This window comes from Streptomyces sp. NPDC060027, from assembly GCF_042737005.1.
GTDB lineage: Bacteria > Actinomycetota > Actinomycetes > Streptomycetales > Streptomycetaceae > Streptomyces.
The window spans coordinates 1-17,394 of sequence record NZ_JBHWVI010000103.1; the positions used below are offsets into that span (position 1 = coordinate 1).

12 protein-coding genes and 2 pseudogenes are annotated in these 17,394 nt (G+C 72.7%); 7 read left to right on the forward strand and 7 right to left on the reverse strand.

All coding sequences use genetic code 11. From position 1 onward, the window contains the following. Window positions 1-66: 66 nt before the first annotated feature. The 3 genes from ACFWBT_RS24140 to ACFWBT_RS24150 all read right to left on the reverse strand — a co-directional run bounded on the left by ACFWBT_RS24140 (window position 67) and on the right by ACFWBT_RS24150 (window position 5,328). Window positions 67-858 (reverse strand): S1 family peptidase, encoded by a 792-nt coding sequence (locus tag ACFWBT_RS24140; RefSeq protein WP_385703780.1) that lies wholly within the window; start codon window positions 856-858, stop codon window positions 67-69. A gap of 668 nt (window positions 859-1,526) precedes the next feature. Continuing rightward, window positions 1,527-4,364 carry an AAA family ATPase gene (locus tag ACFWBT_RS24145; RefSeq protein WP_385703782.1) on the reverse strand — a complete coding sequence of 946 codons (2,838 nt, stop codon included), beginning with the start codon at window positions 4,362-4,364 and terminating at the stop codon, window positions 1,527-1,529. Window positions 4,365-4,515: 151 nt separating this feature from the next. Next, a complete protein-coding gene (locus ACFWBT_RS24150; protein ID WP_385703836.1) occupies window positions 4,516-5,328 on the reverse strand; it encodes a response regulator transcription factor in 813 nt (270 codons plus the stop codon). A gap of 132 nt (window positions 5,329-5,460) precedes the next feature. On the opposite strand from ACFWBT_RS24150, the gene ACFWBT_RS24155 reads away from it, so the two are divergent. Further along, a complete protein-coding gene (locus tag ACFWBT_RS24155) occupies window positions 5,461-7,140 on the forward strand; it encodes an AMP-binding protein (RefSeq protein WP_385703785.1) in 1,680 nt (559 codons plus the stop codon). Next, window positions 7,137-8,744 carry an AMP-binding protein gene (locus ACFWBT_RS24160; protein ID WP_385703787.1) on the forward strand — a complete coding sequence of 536 codons (1,608 nt, stop codon included), beginning with the start codon at window positions 7,137-7,139 and terminating at the stop codon, window positions 8,742-8,744. Before ACFWBT_RS24155 ends, ACFWBT_RS24160 begins: the two co-directional genes overlap by 4 nt. Before the next feature lie 26 nt (window positions 8,745-8,770). Here ACFWBT_RS24160 and ACFWBT_RS24165 read toward each other — a convergent pair. Beyond that, a pseudogene (locus ACFWBT_RS24165) lies at window positions 8,771-9,154 on the reverse strand (hypothetical protein); the annotation flags it as partial. Window positions 9,155-10,197: 1,043 nt separating this feature from the next. Between ACFWBT_RS24165 and gcl the strand changes: the two are divergent. Then, window positions 10,198-11,982, forward strand: a complete 1,785-nt coding sequence (gene gcl / locus ACFWBT_RS24170; protein WP_385703790.1) for a glyoxylate carboligase — start codon at window positions 10,198-10,200, stop codon at window positions 11,980-11,982. Window positions 11,983-12,080: 98 nt separating this feature from the next. Next, on the forward strand, window positions 12,081-12,989 hold the full coding sequence (locus ACFWBT_RS24175) for an alpha/beta fold hydrolase (RefSeq protein WP_385703793.1): 909 nt from the start codon (window positions 12,081-12,083) through the stop codon (window positions 12,987-12,989). 492 nt (window positions 12,990-13,481) lie between these two features. Here the strand turns inward: ACFWBT_RS24175 and ACFWBT_RS24180 are convergent, their stop codons facing one another. The 3 genes from ACFWBT_RS24180 to ACFWBT_RS24190 all read right to left on the reverse strand — a co-directional run bounded on the left by ACFWBT_RS24180 (window position 13,482) and on the right by ACFWBT_RS24190 (window position 16,186). Beyond that, window positions 13,482-13,712: a hypothetical protein gene (locus tag ACFWBT_RS24180; protein ID WP_266763713.1), complete on the reverse strand. Its 231-nt coding sequence runs from the start codon at window positions 13,710-13,712 to the stop codon at window positions 13,482-13,484. 693 nt (window positions 13,713-14,405) lie between these two features. Beyond that, on the reverse strand, window positions 14,406-15,302 hold the full coding sequence (locus tag ACFWBT_RS24185) for a 2-hydroxy-3-oxopropionate reductase (RefSeq protein ID WP_385703798.1): 897 nt from the start codon (window positions 15,300-15,302) through the stop codon (window positions 14,406-14,408). 44 nt (window positions 15,303-15,346) lie between these two features. Further along, on the reverse strand, window positions 15,347-16,186 hold the full coding sequence (locus ACFWBT_RS24190; protein WP_385703800.1) for a TIM barrel protein: 840 nt from the start codon (window positions 16,184-16,186) through the stop codon (window positions 15,347-15,349). A gap of 213 nt (window positions 16,187-16,399) precedes the next feature. On the opposite strand from ACFWBT_RS24190, the gene ACFWBT_RS24195 reads away from it, so the two are divergent. The 3 genes and pseudogenes from ACFWBT_RS24195 to ACFWBT_RS24205 all read left to right on the forward strand — a co-directional run. Then, window positions 16,400-16,660 (forward strand): hypothetical protein, encoded by a 261-nt coding sequence (locus ACFWBT_RS24195; RefSeq protein ID WP_385703802.1) that lies wholly within the window; start codon window positions 16,400-16,402, stop codon window positions 16,658-16,660. Next, the gene (locus ACFWBT_RS24200) at window positions 16,657-17,025 is read left to right on the forward strand and encodes a helix-turn-helix domain-containing protein (RefSeq protein WP_385703804.1); all 369 of its coding nucleotides are present in this window, start codon (window positions 16,657-16,659) and stop codon (window positions 17,023-17,025) included. Before ACFWBT_RS24195 ends, ACFWBT_RS24200 begins: the two co-directional genes overlap by 4 nt. Window positions 17,026-17,139: 114 nt before the next feature. Beyond that, window positions 17,140-17,292: pseudogene (locus ACFWBT_RS24205) on the forward strand (OHCU decarboxylase); the annotation flags it as partial. Window positions 17,293-17,394 lie beyond the last annotated feature (102 nt).

Consider the following 17,394-nt stretch of genomic DNA (forward strand, 5'->3'; position numbering starts at 1 on the left):
CCGCTCGTGGAGGCCCGCAACGCCCCCCGGTATTTACCTGAGGGGTACTCAGGAGTTCATCGATGACTACGAGTTGACCTGCGTGGTCACCAGGCTGGAGAACGTCGTCAGGCGGGTGTACACACCCGGGTAGCCGGCCTCCGCGCAACCCTCGCCCCAGGACGTGATGCCGGCCAGCACCCCGCCGATGAGGAGCGGCCCGCCGCTGTCGCCCTGACAGGTGTCGACACCGCCGGAGGTGTACCCGGCGCAGACCATGTCGGTGGCCACGAAATCGGAGCCGTACGAGCTCGCGCAGCTGGAGTTGGACACGATCGGGACGGTCGCGGTGCGCAGCTGGTTGGAGGAGTTGCCGTTCTCCGAGGTGGTGCCCCAGCCGATGATGCGGGCCGTGGCGCCGGTCGCGTACACGCCGGTGTCCGAGGAGGAGACGTACTTCGCCGTCGTGTACGACATCGACGTCGACAGGGTCAGTACGGCCACGTCGTCGCCGTTGGTGGCGTCCGTGTAGCCGGGGTTGATCCAGATCTTGCTGACCTTGCTGACGGTGCCGTTCGTGCCGTTGAGGTACGTTCTTCCGCCCACGACGCGGACGCTGCTCGTGGTCTCGCCCACCATGCAGTGAGCCGCGGTCACGACCTTGTTGGCGGCGACCAGGGTGCCTCCGCAGAACTGGTTCTGCGACGCGTCGGTGATCTGCATCATGAACGGGTACGCGGTCGTCGTGGTCGTCGTACCGCCGACGATCGGCTGGGGCGCGGCTGCGGCGGAGGGGGCGCCGAGCAGGGCGGTAGCGGCGGCGGCAGCGGTCGCCGCGCACACAGCGGCGGTCTTCTTGGCGCGGTTGAGCCCGAGCATGGGTCTCCTTGGGAGGTTGCCGGTGGGGGGACGCGCGGGTGTGGGGGGTGAGGCACGACGCCTGTGGGTGGGGCGCCGTGTGCCCGAGCGAGCGGCACGTCCACACGCTAGGGCGTGAGACCGCTCTCACCAATGAGGGAACCCCCTAGTGGGCGTGGGGGAGGGAAAACCCTTGCCCGGGGCGAGCCGTGTTTGACACGGGCACCGCCCGGTTGCTCCCGGCCCTGGCGCCAAGCCCGCTGACGTCCATTCAGCCGAAGCGAGCAGCCCCGCCCCGGACCTTCACCGAGGCCGACTGGCCTACTCCGGAGCCTCGCGGGCGGTAGCGTCCCGGCTCCCGACCGGTTCTGAGCGGCCCGTTCGAGGCGCCCGCCCCTTCCGACTCCGACCGGCCTACTACGGAGCCTCGCCGACTCGGCGCCGTAGCGTCCCGGCTCCCGACCGGTTCTGAGCGGCCCGCCCTGGAGCCTGCCCGAGTTCGAGGCGTCCGCCCAGGGCCTTCACCGAGGCCGACCGGTCCACTCCGGAGATTCGCCGACTCGGCGCGGGCGTCGCTCCGTTGCCCAACCGGCTGCGAGCCGACCCGCTTTGGCGTCCCCGCGGCGTCGACGCGCCCTGCCGCGGAGTCTCACCGGCTCACCGTTCCCGGTCGTCGGCCGGGAAGGTGTTCAGTCGGGCCTGCGTTCCGCCGCGAGCCGCACGATGTCCACCCGGGAGCGTATCCCCAGCTTCCGGTACACCCGGGTGAGGGTGGCCTCCACGGTCTTGACGCTGATGAACAGCCGCGCGGCGATCTCGCGGTTGGTGGCGCCCTCCATGACCAGGGCGGCGACCTGGCGCTCGGTCGCGGCGAGGGTGTCGAGGGCGGCGGAGGCGAGGGGCGGCGCGGCCGGAGGGGGTGTGGACGCCGCCTCGACCCGACGGAGCCAGGGCAGCGCACGGCACCGGCGGAACAACCGGGCAGCCTCGTCGTAGGAGGTGGGTCCCGGGGCGGGGCGAGTGGAGCCGGGAGCTTGGGAGAGGGTGCGCAGACCGGCGAGGGCGTACGCGGCGCGGGCCTCCTCCAGGCCGTAGCCCAGCTTGCCGAGGCGGTCCTGCGCGGACGCCAACTGGCGTTCGGCGGGCCCCTGTTCGCCGCGCGCGGCGCGGACCAGGGCCTCGGCGCGGTCGAGCACCGCGAGCACGCTCTCCCGTTCCAGCCGTAGAGCGCGTCGGCGGGTCACGTCGATGACGTCCTGCGCCTCCGCGATCTCGCCGATCCTGACCAGTGCCTCGGCGAGGTCCCCGTGCCAGCGGCCGCGGGCGGGGTCGACGACACCGAGTCCCTCCTCCAGCTCCCTGACCCGGCGCAGGGAACGGACCGCGGCCGACGCGTCCCCGGCGACCAGCTGGGCGTGCCCTAGGGCGCCCAGGGCGCGCGAGAGGTAGACCAGGTCGCCGTCCTCCTCGGCGCGGTCCACGGCCTCGTGGGCGAGGGCGAGCGCCCGGTCCACGTCACCGCCCGCCGCCTCGGCGAGCGAGGTGAACATGGCGGTGGCCGCCTCGCCGATGCCGGTGTCGCGGGCCAGCCTGAGGCTCTCCCGGGCCAGGTCGAGGGCGCGGCCGCAGTGACCGGAGCGGAGCTCGGTCTCGGCGAGGCCGCGCAGGAAGTGCAGTTCGCTCTCGACCATGCCGCGCCGCTGCACCTCGCGCAGCAGTGCCGTGATGGCCGTACGGGCCTCGGCGAGCCGGTCGCCCATGATGAGCCAGCGGAAGCGGGCGGCTCCGGCGCCGTTGTGGTCGCAGGCGACCCGGGGGTCCTGCGGCTCGCGCATCGCCCGCTGGATGGTCGACGGCGCGTCCGGATGCCCCATCAGGGTCTCCATCTGCGCCTGGAAGCCGAGTGCGAGGAGTTCGGTGCGCCGGTCCCCGGCGCGGGCCGCGAGCCGCGCCGCCCGGGCGGCCTCCTCACGGGCCTTGGCCATCTCGCCGTCCATGAGCAGGGCCCGCCAGGCGAGTTGGTAGCGGACGAGGGCGAGCAGGCCGGGGTCGTCACCCGCGTCCGCGAGCGCCTGCGGGAAGACGGCGTCGATCTCGGCCATGGCCTGTCCGGCGGCGTCGACGACGACCATCCAGGCCCGGACCCGGTCGGCCGGGGCGGTGGCCCGGGCCAGCACCTGGCGCGCGATGTCCCGCGCGAGGTCCGTCTCCCCGGCCGTCAGCGCGTCCTCGGCCGCCTGCAGGCGCCGTTCGTCCGCGCCCGGCCGGGTGTCGGCCGGTGTGTGCCGGGCGGCGAGCAGCCCGAGCCCGACGGCGACGGAGGGCGCCCCGCGGTCGCGGGCGGCGGCCGCGGCCTCGCCGAGCCGGGCGGCGACCGCGGGGTCCGTACCGGTGGTGGCGAGGGCGAGGTGCCGGGCCCGCTCGATGGGGTCGGAGGCCGCGCGGGACAGTGCGGCGTGCGCGGCGCGCCGCTCCTGGGCGTCGGCCTCCGCGTACAGGGCGGCCGAGACGAGGGGGTGCGCGAACCGGATGCCGGGCGTCTCGCGTTCGGTGGCGAGGAGGCCGAGGGCGGCGGCCGACGCCGTGTCCGCCTCGGCGTTCTCCCGGCCCGCGGCGTGCAGCAGGGCCAGGGTCGGGCGGGCGCCCGCGCTCACCACCAGCAGGGTGCGGCGCGCCTCGGCGGACAGCATGTCCAGGCGGCTGAGGACGAGCGCGCGCAGCGACGTCGGCACGGGCAGCGGTTCGCCCGGGCTCGGCGGGGTCGGGGACTCGGCGAGGGCGCGGCCCAGCTCCAGGGCGAAGAGCGGGTTGCCGCCGCTGGTGCGGTGGATGTCGCGCACGGTGGAGCGGGGCAGGCCGGTGTAGCCGCGCTGTCCGAGGAGTTCGGCCACATGGGCGCGGGCCAGCGGGGCGACCCGCAGGGCCAGGGTCTCCGGCGGGGACGCGCGTAGATAGCGATCGTGGTCCCGTGAGCCGGGTTCGGTGTCCGTGCGGACCGCGCACAGCATGCGGACCGGGGTGCCGCCGAGCCTGCGGGCGGCGAAGCCGAGCAGTTCGGCGCTGGCCGGGTCGAGCCACTGCAGGTCGTCGGCGACGATCAGTACGGGCCCCTGGGCGGCCAGGGCGCGGAACGCCGAGAGCACCGCGAGCCGCAGCGCGAGACCGTCGCGCTGGAGGGTGGATTCGCCGCGGCCGGTGAGCGCCGACTCCAGGGCGGTGCGCTGCGGGGCGGGCAGCCGGTCGGCGATCTCGTCGACGACCAGGCCGAGGAGGTCGGCCAGCGCGAGGAAGGGGAGATGGGATTCGGACTCGGTGGCCGAGCAGCGCAAGACGGTCCGTGCCGATTCGGCGCATTCCGCGGCCAACGCCCGCAGGACGGTCGACTTTCCTATTCCGGCCGGCCCGTGCACGAGCACACTGCCGCCGCCGGAGAGCTGCTCGCGTGCCCCCGCGAAGAGGCCCTCCCGGCCGATGACCAGGTCGGGGCGGGGTCTCGCAGGTTCGTTGAAGTCCCCTCGCACGGTCACCGCTCCCCTCGTGTGGCGTGTCCCGGCCAATATTAGGCAGTGTCTCTTTGAATTTCGGACAGTCGGCGTGGTGAGGGAAATAACAACGACAGCGTATAAGTCATTTCAATGTCGGTCGGATTGAATGAGGAGCGCCGGGAGGGCTGGTGTGCTAAGGCAGTACACCGGCCCGGCGCGCGGCGACGACCGCCTCCAGGCGGGTGTGCGCGCCGAGCCTGCGCATCGCCGAGCGCAGATACCCCTTCACGGTCTCCGGGCGGAGTCCCAGCCGCTCGGCGGCGGCCGCGTTGGTGGCGCCCGCGGCGACACAGGCGAGGACGTCCACCTCACGGGGAGCGAGTCCGACCTCGTGCGCGGCCCCCGCGGAGGGTGCCGCCGCGTCGGCCAGCCGGCCGCACACGGAGATGAGCTCGGCCCGCAGCGCGGGGTCGGCGATCCGCGGGGCCAGCGCCCGCAGCGCCCCGTGCGCCTCGCGCACCTCCTCCCACGCCGCGCCCCCCGTCGCCGGGCCGGGCTCATGGGCGAGGGCGAGGAGACCGCGGGCCTCGTCCCGGACGACGAGCGCCTGCTCCACGTCACGGGCCGCCGCGACGGCCGCCCCCAGCGTGCGGTCGCCCAGGGGCTGAGCCGTCCGCAGGGCGCCGTACAGCACACCGCGCACCCGCCGCCGTACGACGACCGGAACCGCGAGCACGGAACGGAGCCCCTCCGTCGCCACCGCCACGTCGTACTCGTGGCTGATCTGCCGCGACGCCGAGTAGTCGCTCACCGTGCACGGCCGGGCGAGGGCCACCGCCTTGCCGCCCAGACCGTTGCCGGAGGAGACGGCCAGCGCGCTCAGCGCGGGCGTCGCCGTACCGCTCAGTTCGCTGATGCGCACCAGCCGGCCGCCGGAGTCGACCAGGCCGCCGAACGCGACCGGGAGCCCCGTCGCACGTCGCAGCCGCACCAGCGCGCCCCGCATCTCCACTGCCTCGGCTGTGTCTGCTGCCACCTGCTCGCCCCTTCATCGCGGCGCACCCCCCGTTCGGGGGTGGTGAGACCTGCATCACGGAATACACGATGGTAGGCGGCGGTCCGGCAACGAGGAGGACACATGACGGCGACGACGGGTACGACGGACGCGTTCCGCGCCGCGCGGGACTTCCTGCTGGAACACCGCGCGGAGTACACCAAGGCCTACGAGGGCTTCAGCTGGCCTCGCCCGGAACACTTCAACTGGGCCCTCGACTGGTTCGACGTCATCGCGCGGGACAACGACCGCACCGCCCTGCACCTCGTCGAGGAGGACGGCGATCGCGTCGAGGTCTCGTTCGCCGCGATGTCCGAGCGCTCCGACCGGGTGGCCAACTGGCTGCGCGCCCAGGGCGTACGCGCCGAGGACCGCATCCTCGTCATCCTCGGCAACCAGGTCGAGCTGTGGGAGACGGCCCTCGCCGCGATGAAACTGCGCGCCGTCGTCATCCCGGCCACCCCGCTGCTCGGCGCCGCCGACCTGGTCGACCGGGTCGAGCGCGGCCAGGTGCGGCACGTCGTCGCCCGGGCCGAGGACACCGCGAAGTTCGACGAGGTGCCCGGCCGCTACACCCGCATCGCGGTCGGCGGCCCCCGGCCCGGCTGGCAGGCGTACGAGGAGACGGCCGCCGCCGATGCCGCGTTCGAGCCGGACGGACCCACCCACGCCGACGATCCGCTGATGCTCTACTTCACCTCGGGCACCACCGCCCGGCCCAAACTGGTGGAGCACACCCACGTCTCGTACCCGATCGGCCACCTGGCCACCATGTACTGGATCGGCCTCCAGCCCGGTGACGTGCACCTGAACATCTCCTCGCCCGGCTGGGCCAAGCACGCCTGGTCGAATCTCTTCGCGCCGTGGAACGCGGAGGCGACCGTCTTCCTGTACAACTACACGCGGTTCGACGCGAGCCGTCTGATGGCGGAGATGGACCGGGCAGGCGTCACCACCTTCTGCGCCCCGCCCACCGTGTGGCGCATGCTCATCCAGGCCGATCTGAGCCGGCTGGGCACCCCGCCGCGCGAGGCCGTCGCCGCGGGCGAGCCGCTGAACCCCGAGGTGATCGAGCAGGTCCGGCGCTCCTGGGGCGTCACCATCCGGGACGGCTTCGGGCAGACGGAGACCGCCGTCCAGGTGTCCAACAGCCCCGGCCAGCAGCTCAAGACCGGCTCCATGGGCCGGCCCAGTCCCGGCTTCCGCGTCGAACTGCTCGATCCGGTGTCGGGCGCGCCCGGCGCGGTGGAGGGGGAGATCGCCCTCGATCTGTCCGCGCACCCCGTGGGCCTGATGACCGGCTACCACGGCGACCCGGACCGTACGGCGGAGGCGATGGCGGGCGGCTACTACCGCACCGGCGACATCGGGGCGCGCGACGCCGACGGCTACATCACCTACGTCGGCCGGAGCGACGACGTGTTCAAGGCCTCCGACTACAAGATCTCGCCCTTCGAGCTGGAGAGCGCCCTCCTGGAGCACGAGGCGGTCGCCGAGGCCGCCGTGGTCCCGGCCCCCGACGAACTGCGCCTCGCCGTGCCGAAGGCGTACATCGTCCTCGCGGCCGGGTACGAGCCGGGCCCCGACACCGCCAAGGTGCTCTTCGAGCACGCGCGTTCGGTGCTCGCTCCGTACAAGCGCATCCGCCGCCTGGAGTTCGGCGAGCTCCCCAAGACCGTCTCCGGCAAGATCCGCCGGATCGAGCTGCGCGAGGCCACGGCCGCCGGCTCGGACGCCGAGTACCGCGAGGAGGACTTCCGGTGAGTGAGCTGTCGTACGCACACGGGACGAGCGGCACCGCGCTGCTCGGCGACACCATCGGGGCCGACCTCGACCGCGCGGTGCGGGCCTGGCCGGACCGCGAGGCGCTGGTCGACGTGCCCTCCGGGCGGCGCTGGACGTACGCCCGATTCGGCGCCGAGGTGGACGAGTTGGCGTGCGCGCTGCTCGCCGCCGGCATCGCCAAGGGCGACCGGGTGGGCATCTGGGCGGTCAACTGCCCGGAGTGGGTGCTCGTCCAGTACGCCACCGCCCGCATCGGCGCGATCATGGTGAACATCAATCCGGCCTACCGCACCCACGAGGTCGCGTACGTCCTCGACCAGGCCGGGATCTCGCTGCTCTTCGCCTCCCTCAGCCACAAGACCAGCGACTACCGCGCGATGGTCGAGGAAGTGCGGGGCAGGTGCCCGTGGTTGAGGGAGACCGTCTACATCGGCGACCCGAGCTGGGACGCGCTGCTCGGGCGCGGAGCCCCTGACCTGTACGAGGACCTGCACGTCCGCGCGAGCGAGCTGTCCTGCGACGACCCCATCAACATCCAGTACACCTCGGGGACGACCGGCTTCCCGAAGGGGGCCACGCTCTCCCACCACAACATCCTCAACAACGGTTATTTCGTAGGTGAGTTGCTCGCCTATTCCGAGCAGGACCGGGTCTGCATCCCCGTGCCGTTCTACCACTGTTTCGGCATGGTCATGGGGAATCTGGCCGCCACCTCGCACGGCGCGTGCATGGTCATCCCCGCCCCGTCGTTCGACCCGGCGGCGACATTGACGGCCGTGCAGCAGGAGCGGTGCACGTCGCTCTACGGTGTACCCACCATGTTCATCGCGGAGTTGAACCTCCCCGACTTCGCGACGTACGACCTGTCCACCCTGCGCACCGGCATCATGGCGGGCTCGCCCTGTCCGGTCGAGGTGATGAAACGGGTGGTCGCCGAGATGCACATGGAGGAGGTGTCCATCTGCTACGGCATGACGGAGACCTCGCCCGTCTCGCTCCAGACCCGCCGGGACGACGACCTGGAACACCGCACGGGCACGGTCGGCCGGGTCCTGCCACATCTTGAGGTGAAGGTGGTCGACCCGGTGGACGGCGTGACCCGTCCGCGCGGCAGCGCCGGAGAGCTGTGCACCCGCGGATACAGCGTCATGCTCGGCTACTGGAACGAACCCGAGAAGACCGCCGAGGCCGTCGACCCCGCGCGCTGGATGCACACCGGGGACCTGGCGATGATGCGCGAGGACGGTTATGTGGAGATCGTCGGCCGCATCAAGGACATGATCATCCGCGGCGGCGAGAACATCTACCCGCGCGAGATCGAGGAGTTCCTGTACGCCCACCCCAAGATCGCCGACGTCCAGGTGGTCGGCATCCCCCACGAGCGCTACGGCGAGGAAGTGCTCGCCTGTGTCATCCCGCGCGATCCGGCCGACCCGCTGACCCTGGACGAGCTGCGCTCCTTCTGCGAGGGCCGGCTGGCGCACTACAAGATCCCCAGCCGGCTGCGCGTCCTGGAGGCCTTCCCGATGACGGTGTCGGGGAAGGTGCGGAAGATCGAACTGCGGGAGACGTACGCGGAGTAGACGCGCTGGGTGTCCGTGTCCGGTGGTCAGTCCGTGACGGCGACGAGGTCGTCGGCCGGGCTGTTCACCGGCTGCGGGGTGCCCGTGAGGTCCAGGACGAACAGGGGGACGCCGAGCGTGTCGGCGCGGGCACGGGCGTCGTCGGCGTAGCCCGCGAGGGAGAAGAACACGCAGTCCGCCGACTCCGTCATGGCCGTCAGCCACAGGCACTCCACGTCGCGCAGTGAGGCCGGTCGCACGGTGGGGGCCACCTGGGCCAGGATGCCGCGCGCGGCGAGCCCGATCCCGGACGGGGGCCGCTGGTCCGCGCGCCGGATGTCGCGGTAGCCCAGCCAGTGCAGATAGAGCGCGGTGGCGGTGACGGCGTCGCGGGCCGTACGGATGGTGACCGGCCGGAACGCCGGTCGGCGGGCGGGCGACTCATCACGCCCGCGCCGTCCGGCACCCGGCGTCGCACCGACCTCGGCACTCCGTTCCCGCTCGCCGCCCCGGCCGACGGTCCGGTCCCGGCCGCGGTCCTGGTGACCGGCTTCGGCTCCGGCCCGAGAGCTGTCCCGACCGTCGTCGGCCTCGGCCCTGTCCGCAGGGCCGGCCTCGTCGCCGCCCCGAGGCTCGTCGGCTCTCGTGTCCCGGTCCGGGGCCCGGCCCCGGCGGCTGTCCCGCGTCGCGTCGGCCCCGGCGTCCCGGTCCCGCTCCGCGCCCCGGTCGGCGCCGGGGCCCCTGTCCCGGCCGGTGTCCTGATCCTCGGCCTCGACTCCGGCCGGAAGGCTGTTCCGGCCTCCGCCCGGAGGACCGGCCTCGTCGCCGTCCCGCCGCCTCTCTGCGGCGGTGTTCCGGCGGCCGCCCCCGTCGCCGCCCCGCGCCGACGCGTCGGTGTCGTTGCGGCGCGCGGTGCCGGCCTCGGTGGCGCCCGGTGTCGACTCCGCCCTGCCCGGCCGGTGGACGGCTCGTACCCCTCGTACCGGAATCCGCAGCGTCGTTCCGCAGGGGCAGCCCAGTTCCGGGTGGGGCCACTGGGTCTCGTGGCCGCACGCCTCGCAGCGGACCTCGGCCCAGTCCTCGTCCCACGCGCGGTGGGTGACGGGGGTCGGCTCCGCGAGGCGGTCGAGCGGGGTCGTCACGGGCGCTCCGCACACACAGGGATAGGACGGAGCCGCGTACAGGTGCTCGCGGCGGCAGGCCGGGCACCGCACCGGCACGCTCTCTGCCATGGCCCACTCCAGGAGGTCGCGTCGGGTCGGCGCGTCCATCGTCCTCCTGCCGGGCGGCGTCCGGCAGCGAAACGGCGTGACGTCCACCGGCCCGATCGGTCGCGGGGCCCGCCCTTGACGCTCCTTGCCACGGCGCCTACATTGCTTCCAGATGGTAGAAGTTAGTTTCCGCAATACGGAATTGTGGCTCTCCGCGGGGCGCGACGGAAGCGCGAATCCGACAGCCGAAGCAGGAGTACTCCATGGCTCGTATGACCGCTGCCCGCGCGGCAGTCGAGATCCTCAAGCGCGAGGGCGTCAGCGACGCGTTCGGCGTCCCGGGTGCGGCGATCAACCCCTTCTACGCGGCGCTCGAGGCGTCCGGCGGGATCAGCCACACCCTCGCCCGGCATGTCGAGGGTGCCTCGCACATGGCGGAGGGCTACACCCGCACACACCCGGGCAACATCGGCGTCTGCATCGGTACGTCGGGCCCCGCCGGAACCGACATGATCACCGGCCTCTACTCCGCGACCGGCGACTCGATCCCGATCCTGTGCATCACCGGCCAGGCGCCGACCGCGGTGATCCACAAAGAGGATTTCCAGGCCGTCGACATCGCGTCGATCGCCAAGCCCGTGACGAAGACGGCCGTCACCGTGCTGGAGGCCGCGCAGGTTCCCGGCGTGTTCCAGCAGGCGTTCCACCTCATGCGCTCCGGGCGTCCCGGGCCGGTCCTCATCGACCTGCCGATCGACGTCCAGCTCACCGAGATCGAGTTCGACCCCGAGACCTACGAGCCGCTCCAGGCCTACAAGCCCGCCGCGACCCGTGCCCAGATCGAGAAGGCGATCGGGCTGCTGAACGCCTCCGAACGCCCGCTGATCGTGGCCGGCGGCGGTGTCATCAACGCCGACGCCACCGAACTCCTCGTCGAGTTCGCCGAGTTGACGGGCACTCCGGTCGTCCCGACGCTCATGGGCTGGGGCGTGCTGCCCGACGACCACGAGCTCAACGCGGGCATGGTGGGCCTCCAGACCTCGCACCGCTACGGCAACGCGACCTTCCTGGAGTCCGACTTCGTCCTCGGTATCGGCAACCGCTGGGCCAACCGGCACACCGGCAAGCTGGACGTCTACACGGCCGGACGGAAGTTCGTGCACGTCGACATCGAGCCCACCCAGCTCGGCAGGATCTTCGCACCCGACTACGCCATCGCCTCCGACGCCAAGGCGGCGCTGGAGCTCTTCGTCGAGGTGGCAAGGGAGTTGAAGGCGGCGGGCGGACTCCCCGACCGCTCCGTGTGGGCGGCCTCCGCGCAGGAGAAGCGGGCCACCCTCCAGCGCCGGACGCACTTCGACGACATCCCGATCAAGCCGCAGCGCGTCTACGAGGAGATGAACAAGGCCTTCGGCCCGGAGACCCGGTACGTCACCACCATCGGCCTCTCGCAGATCGCCGGCGCCCAGATGCTGCACGTCTACCGGCCCCGCCACTGGATCAACTGCGGCCAGGCGGGCCCGCTCGGCTGGACCATCCCGGCCGCGCTCGGCGTCGCCAAGGCCGATCCGGACGCGCAGGTGGTCGCCCTCTCCGGCGACTACGACTTCCAGTTCATGATCGAGGAACTGGCCGTCGGTGCCCAGCACAGGATCCCGTACGTCCATGTCCTGGTGAACAACGCCTACTTGGGCCTGATCCGGCAGGCGCAGATCGGCCTGGACATCAACTTCCAGGTCAATCTGGAGTTCGAGAACATCAACTCCCCCGAGCTGGGCGTCTATGGCGTCGACCACATCAAGGTCGTCGAGGGCCTCGGCTGCAAGGCGATCCGGGTCACCGACCCGGGTGAACTCGGCGCCGCCTTCGAGCAGGCCAAGAAGCTCGCCGCCGAGTTCCGGGTCCCGGTCGTCGTCGAGGCGATCCTGGAGCGCGTCACCAACATCGCCATGAGCAGGACGAACGACATCGGGAACGTCGTGGAGTTCGAGGAGATCGCGACCGAGCCGGGCCACGCGCCCACCGCGATCCGGACGCTGAAGGTCTGACGAACGCGCTCGTTCGCACGCGAGGGCGGCCCACCCCGAGGGACGGGCCGCCCTCGCGCGTTGTTCCCAGGCGCGGGCGGGTCCGGCATGCTCGCCCCATGCGGATGACCGTCCCCACCCCCCTCGGCGACATCGCCGTACGCTGCTTCCCCCCGTATCCCTGCGCCCGGCCGGAGGGGACCTCCGTCCCGCCCGACGCCCCCGCGCTGCTGCTTCTGCACGCCAATCCCGGGGACGGCCGTGACTTCGACGCCGTGCTGCCCGCCCTCGCCGACCGGTACCGCACGTTCGTCGTGGACTGGCCCGGATACGGCGACTCCACCGCGCCCGAACCCGGCCGGGTCACTCCCGAGGGGCTGGTGGAGGTCGCGGAGCGGGTGATCGACGCGCTCGCCGAGGAGCAGGGCGTGCGGGAGGTCGCCGTGCTCGGCAACAGCGTCGGCGGCTATGTCGCCTGCCGCCTCGCCGAGGGCCCCCGCGCCGCGTCGGTCGCCGCTCTGGTTTTGGTCGACCCGGCCGGCTTCACCCGGCCCTCCGCGTTCACCCGCTGGTTCTGCCGCGAGGTGATGGGCCGTCCCGCCCGTGCCCGCCGGCTGGTCGTCCCGCTGGCCCGCGCCTATCTGGGCCGGCTCGGCACGCCGAGCGCCCGGGAGACGTACGCCCGCGTCCGTCAACTGCCCTACGACGAGCGGAGACTGGCGGTGCACTGCGCCGTCTGGCGTGGTCTCGCCGATCCGGACTTCGGCCTCGCCGACCCCGCCGCCCTGGATCTGCCGATCCTGCTCGTGTGGGGGAGCCGCGACCCGGTCGTCCCCGCTCTCCTCGACGGCCGCCGTGCCCAACGCATGCTCCCCGCAGGGACGTTGAGCGTTCTGCTGCCCACGGCCCACGAGCCGTACAACGAGCGCCCGGATCTCTTCCTGCGGCACATCCTGCCGTTCCTGAAGGACCCGCGGGCGGTCAGTACGAGCCGCCTCCGGAGCCCCAGCCGGCCCCGTCGTATGTGAAGCCGATGCGGCAGCCGCCGCCGTCTTCATCGCTCCGGGGCGGTGCCTGCTCCGCCGCACGGCCGAGGCCGGTCCGGCCCGCCGCCGTGTCCCGCGGACGCGGGGCGAGCGCGGTGACCCTCGCGGCCCGATGGGGGTCCTCACGCAGCAGCGCGACGGTCTGAGGCCTGGGCCCGACCGCCGCGCTCCCGCTCATGGTGCCTTCCCCCGTGCCCCCGTGCCCCCGTGCTTCCCCCGTTCGGGACCCGCCGCCCCCGTGCCGGCGGGCCCCGTGTGCCGAGAATGTGCCTCATTCGGCGGGAGGAGAAGCCCCTGGGGCAGTGTTCAGAGGTTGATTTGAGGGTTCCGTAGGCGTTCTACGCCCGCTTGCGTATGTCTGGAGTCCGTTTGCCGCCCGTTTCGGCTCGCGGCTCGCGGCTCGCGGCGCGTGTCGCGCGGCTTGTGTCGGGCGGCACGTGCCGGGGCGGCGGGCCGTGCCCGTGGCCCTCGACCTCATCCGTCCGTGTGCTCCGAGAGGCCGGGCCAGTCGTCGGGGCCGCCGCCCTGCCACTCGATGATGTCGCTCTCCTCGACCTCGATCGCGTCGAGGTCGACGTCCGCTTGGCGCAGGATCTCGACGACGTCGTCGAGGTGGTACGCGATGCCGAGCACCCGGTCGCCCTCGGTGACCCGCCGCGATCCGTCCAGCGCCGGTGTGTGCACCACGATCCTGGGAAGTTCCATGCCGTCAGCCTCCATGGTCCCAGGCTGCTGCGCGCGGCCGGAATCCGCACCCGGAGGCCCGGTCCGCCGCGCACGGAACGGCGGCGCGCCGGGTACGGGACCGTCCGTACCCGGCGCTCCGCCGGTGAGGCAGGGGCTGTTGCCGTCCGACGGCGCGAGCCTGGGCGCGACAGTACGTTTCGCGCCGCCGGACGGAGTGGGCGGGCCCTGGTGGGCCGGTGTGGCTGGGACCGCGACGGATGCGACGGAACCGTGACGCCGCTTCCCTCAGGTCGAGAAGCGGGTACCGGGACCTTCACCACCGCACTGGCTCGCATGCCGCCGCGGTCCTCGCCCCGCCCGCGGGCCTGTCGCGCGGCCACCCCTCATCCGGGGCCGCTCGATCCACCGCGGGCTACGCGTACCGTCCTGACCTCCCGTCAAGGGCGGCACGCGAGTCGGGTTCTCGGTCCTCGCGCAGGGCGTGGACCGCCTCCTCCACCCGCTTGCCGTACTCGGGGTCCGCGGCGTGGAAGTGGGCGAGGTTCGTTTGTCGAAGGAAGATCCGGGCCGCGGCGGCGCCTGGGCGCGACAGGACAGGTGTCAGCGCCACCGCGGCCCGGAGGTCGGGGCCCGTGAGGCAGGGGCCCGGGCAGGGTCCGGCCGGTCGTCGGCGGGCTCCCCGCCGGTTCCGGGCCGGTTCCCCGCCGTGGTTCAGATCTGAGCGCCGGAGAGCCGCTCGACCGCGCGCAGCAGCGCGGAGTGATCCAGGCCGCCGTCGCCCTGGGCGCGCAGGCTCGCGACGAGCTGGGCCACCACGGCGCCGACCGGAAGCGCGGCACCCACCGTGCGGGCGGCGTCCGTGACGATGCCCATGTCCTTGTGGTGCAGGTCGATGCGGAAGCCGGGCTTGAAGTCGCGGTTCAGGAAGTTGTCCTTCTTGCGGGCCAGCACGGTGGAGCCCGCGAGACCGCCGCCGAGGACGTCGAGCGCGGCCTTGAGGTCCACGCCGGACTTCTCCAGGAAGACCACGGCCTCGGCGCACGCCTGGATGTTCACGGCGACGATCAGCTGGTTGGCCGCCTTCACGGTCTGGCCCGAGCCGTTCGGGCCGCACAGCACGACGGTCCTGCCGAGCGCCTCGAAGATCGGCTCCGCCTCGTCGAAGTCGGCCTGCTCGCCGCCGACCATGATCGACAGTACGGCCTCGATCGCACCGGCCTCGCCGCCGGACACGGGGGCGTCGAGGACGCGGACGCCCTTGTCCTTCGCCGCCTCCGCCAGGTCGACCGAGGTCTGCGGGGTGATCGAGGACATGTCGACCAGCAGCGCGCCGGACCTCACGTTCTCCAGGATGCCGTCGGGGCCGTACGCGATGGCCTCGACCTGCGGGGAGGCGGGCACCATCGTGATCACCACGTCGGCGTCACGCACGGCCTCGGCGATCGAGGCGGCGGCGGTGCCGCCCGCGGCGGCCAGGCGCTCCAGCTTGTCCTGTTCCAGCGTGAAGCCGGTGACGTCGTACCCGGCCTTGATCAGGTTCTCCGACATGGGCGAGCCCATGATGCCGAGACCGATCCAGGCCACCTTGGGGAGGTTGTCGTTGCTCATGAGGGTGCCTCTCTGAAATCCCTGCTGCGTGTTGGGGGTGCCGCTCAGCGGGCGGCCCGGACGTCGGCGGGCAGCCAGTCGAAGGCCTCCGCGCTCGGCCGGTCGCCCGGCTTGTACTCCAGGCCGACCCAGCCCTCGTAACCGGCCTTGGCCAGCTCGTCGAGGAGTTCCTCCAGCGGGAGGGTGCCGGTGCCCGGGGCGCCGCGGCCGGGGTTGTCGGCGATCTGCACATGGCCGGTCCGGTCGGCGTAGGCGGCGATCACCTGCGGCAGGTCCTCGCCGTTCATGGAGAGGTGGTACAGGTCCATGAGGAACCTGGCGTTGCCGAGGCCGGTCGCCCGGTTGACCTGGTCGACGATGTCGACGCCGGCCGGGGCGGTCACCAGCGGGTAGAGCGGTGACTCCGGCCGGTTGAGGGTCTCGACGAGGAGGATCGCGCCGATCCGGTCCGCGGCCCGGGCCGCGAGGACCAGGTTCTCCAGCGCGAGCGCGTCCTGTTCGGCCGGGTCCACGCCCTCGACGCGGTTGCCGTACAGGGCGTTGAGCGCCCCGCAGCCCAGCGACCCGGCGAAGTCGGCGGCCACGTCGATGTTGGCGCGGAACCTCTCCGACTCCTCGCCCGGGATCGACAGGGCGCCCCGGTCGGGGCCGGGCAGCCGGCCGGCGTAGAAGTTCAGCCCGGTCAGCCGGACGCCCGCGTCCTCGATCGCCTTCTTCAGGGCGTCGAGCTCGGACTGCTCGGGCGTGGGGGAGTCGACCCAGGGCCACCACAGCTCGACCGCGGTGAAGCCCGCCGCGGCGGCGGCCGCGGGGCGCTCCAGGAGCGGGAGTTCCGTGAAGAGGATCGACAGGTTGACGTTGAAGCGCTGGTCGGCGAATCCCATGGGGTCGGCGCTCCCTTCCGTGCTGGCGGCCGAGCTGTCGGCCGGGCCGGCGGTTCGAGTGATTCCGTATGGCGGAAGTTCATTTCTGCTTAATGGAAGATTGCCGTCGGGTGCCGGAGCTTGTCAAGGGGGTGCCGGGGAAAGCGGCCCGCGTGGCCGGCTCGGGTTCGAGGGGGCTGCCGGGATGTCCGCGGCGCGCAGTAGGTTGAGCCCGTGCGATTGAGAGTGGAGTTCACGACCGAGCCCTTCGACCTCGACGAGCCGCCGCGGCACGCGCTGGTCGCCCGTGAGGTCATCGAGGCGGCCGAACTGGACGCCGTGGACGTCGGCCCGTTCGGCAACACCGCGGAAGGCGGCGCCGGCGCCGTGCTCACCGCCGTCGACGATCTGCTGCGCAAGGCTCTGGAGGCGGGCGCCACCCGCGTCTCCCTCCAGGTGAACGTCGTGGGCGCCGCCGGGGAGGGCGATAAGTGACCGGAATCGGGGAGGACCCCTTCGTCGCGGCGGTCAAGCCGCTGGTCGACGCCATGGGGGGCGAGATGCTGGCGCCCGAGCAGGCCGGCGTCGACGACGTCGTGCTGTCCTGGGAGGGCGCGGACGTCGTCGCCGTGCGCCTGCCCCAGCTCGCCGACTCGCTCGACCACATCCTCGCCGCCCTGGAACGCAAGCGGGGCAAGCCGCTCGCGGAGCTCGACCGGAAGGCGAAGCAGGAGATCGTGCGCATACTGGAAGCGCGCGGGGCCTTTTCCGTGCGGCACGGTGTGGAGACCGTGGCGAGCGCGCTCGGCGTGAGCCGGTTCACCGTCTACAACTATCTGAATCGCGAAAAGGACGCCTGACCAGCGAAAACGCGTCTCAGCGCGGCAGGGGTCCGCCTGCCGTCACCCGCCGCCGTCCGGCTCGATCGGGCGGCGGTTTTTGTAACCCGAAGTTTTCAACAAAGTGTTGACGTGGTGTTTCCGAGGGCGTTAGCTGATCCGCAGCCCGTCCAGCACAAGGCCACGGAGGCTCCCGTGACGTCGAGTACGACACCTGGCGGCCTCGCCCGCTTCAACGCCCTGGAGGAGCGCGCGGCCTCCGCCGCCCTGCACGAGGCCTGCGCCTCCCGGGCGTGGGGGGGGGGGGGGGGCGCCCCCCCCCCCCCCCCCCCCCCCGCCCCCCCGGGGGGCCCCCCCGCCCCCCCCCCCGCCCCGGGGGCACAAGCCGAC

Bases quoted from the DNA above. Each gene is read 5' to 3' on its own strand.
- ACFWBT_RS24140 (WP_385703780.1), bottom strand. From the start codon at position 858: ATGCTCGGGCTCAACCGCGCCAAGAAGACCGCCGCTGTGTGCGCGGCG.
- ACFWBT_RS24150 (WP_385703836.1), bottom strand. From the start codon at position 5,328: ATGCGGGGCGCGCTGGTGCGGCTGCGACGTGCGACGGGGCTCCCGGTC.
- ACFWBT_RS24155 (WP_385703785.1), top strand. From the start codon at position 5,461: ATGACGGCGACGACGGGTACGACGGACGCGTTCCGCGCCGCGCGGGAC.
- gcl (WP_385703790.1), top strand. From the start codon at position 10,198: ATGGCTCGTATGACCGCTGCCCGCGCGGCAGTCGAGATCCTCAAGCGC.
- ACFWBT_RS24175 (WP_385703793.1), top strand. From the start codon at position 12,081: ATGCGGATGACCGTCCCCACCCCCCTCGGCGACATCGCCGTACGCTGC.
- ACFWBT_RS24180 (WP_266763713.1), bottom strand. From the start codon at position 13,712: ATGGAACTTCCCAGGATCGTGGTGCACACACCGGCGCTGGACGGATCG.
- ACFWBT_RS24185 (WP_385703798.1), bottom strand. From the start codon at position 15,302: ATGAGCAACGACAACCTCCCCAAGGTGGCCTGGATCGGTCTCGGCATC.
- ACFWBT_RS24190 (WP_385703800.1), bottom strand. From the start codon at position 16,186: ATGGGATTCGCCGACCAGCGCTTCAACGTCAACCTGTCGATCCTCTTC.